At 32.6% G+C, this 1,462-nt stretch carries 2 protein-coding genes and 1 pseudogene; 1 reads left to right on the top strand and 2 read right to left on the bottom strand.

Going from position 1 to position 1,462, the window contains the following annotated elements:
• Positions 1–225, bottom strand: a pseudogene (locus tag ACFIM1_RS09235) (hypothetical protein); the annotation flags it as partial.
• Positions 226–241: 16 nt separating this feature from the next.
• Positions 242–493, bottom strand: coding sequence for a helix-turn-helix transcriptional regulator (locus ACFIM1_RS09230; protein WP_375609733.1), 252 nt, complete (start codon positions 491–493; stop codon positions 242–244).
• 109 nt (positions 494–602) lie between these two features.
• On the opposite strand from ACFIM1_RS09230, the gene ACFIM1_RS09225 reads away from it, so the two are divergent.
• Positions 603–1,220, top strand: coding sequence for a helix-turn-helix transcriptional regulator (locus ACFIM1_RS09225; protein ID WP_375609732.1), 618 nt, complete (start codon positions 603–605; stop codon positions 1,218–1,220).
• Positions 1,221–1,462 lie beyond the last annotated feature (242 nt).

Raw genomic sequence — 1,462 nt, 5'->3', positions numbered from 1 at the left:
TTGATTAAAATCATCGTATGGCAATAACGGAAAATAATTTCTATCATCACGCGCAAAAATATTTTGCAGTATATAGATAAGATAACCTGTTGATGAGGGATCTATGCAACTTTCACATGTCTGATTAGGCGAGCGAACACCATAATATATGTCTTCACGTCCAATCTTATTAACAAGATTAATCAACTTGACCTTGCTTATAGTGATATGTGGGACATCTATCATCTCTGATCTTTCTTCTTTAAGAGTGTGAAGGGTGCTGTTGATGTTCATTATTATCTGTATGAGCAGCAATAAAAGCAGAACTAGAGCTAGAACTATCCTTCAACTTTTGCAGCTTTAAATAATTTATTACGGAGATAGATCCTCTTTTTTCCCACTTGCAAACAGCTGCTTGAGTTACACCAAGCATTTTCGCCATTTCTGATTGTGTCCAATTAAATTTGCCCCGTATTGACTTAGTCAAATTCTTAAAATCTTCTCGTTGATCCATTTACAAGCTCCAATTACAGCTTCGTCTTATTATATTCATATAATTATAGTTATATAAAGTCAATGAAATTTATCTTTATCAACGATAAAAAAATAAGGTAAGCAGAAGTATGAGTAATAAATCTAATATTATAAACACATTAAAAAAGATTTTGACCGAGTTTAACTTAACGCAAGAAGATGTAGCCAAACGGCTAAACGTAACACAAGCTTCAGTGTCTAAGTGGTTAAAAGATTCTGATCCACGCGGCTCTAATAGAGATGCCATTTTAGAATTATATAAAGAATTAAAAGGGGATAATCACTTCACAACGTTTGTTCCTCTTATGGGGTATATTGGAGTAGGAACACAGATAGATCCAAGTTTTGAACAAATCCCTGAAGATGGTCTTGAACAAGTAGAAATTCCTTTTGCTTTACCTGATGATATGGTTGCTTTTGAAGTTAAAGGAGATTCTATGATTCCAGCCTATAAAGATGGAGATATGGTTATCGTAAGACGGCGCCAAATTAAAACAATAGAATCCTTTTTTGGCAAAGAAGCCGTTATTTTAACACATGATAATAAAAGATATATAAAGCAGATTAGCAGGGGCATGAATGGTGAAATAGATCTGCTTTCTTGGAATGCCTTACCTATTAAGAATGTTAAAATTGTGTGGGTTGGAGAAATATTTGCTATTTTGCCAATAAGTTCTTACAGCAAGATGATTCGGACTTATCGCTAATTATCCTCCCCTCTTATTCAGCAAGATATTATAATATTTTTTATAAAAATATAATTTTTTATAATTTTTTGCTTGCTATTTTATAATTATAGTTATATAAGTAATTATACAAACCACGCACAAACAATCGCCAAGAGGCGTTAGGGAGGAAAAATTATGGAAAATCCAATTCTTATTAATTCCAATGAAATTTTATTAGTTTCCTACGATGATAATCAAAACATTGCAGAGTCTGGACCACT

It is taken from the genome of Bartonella sp. AC158YNML, from assembly GCF_042196725.1.
Classification (GTDB): domain Bacteria; phylum Pseudomonadota; class Alphaproteobacteria; order Rhizobiales; family Rhizobiaceae; genus Bartonella.
Note: the sequence above shows the minus strand (reverse complement) of the source record. Positions and strands in the feature narration are given on the sequence as shown.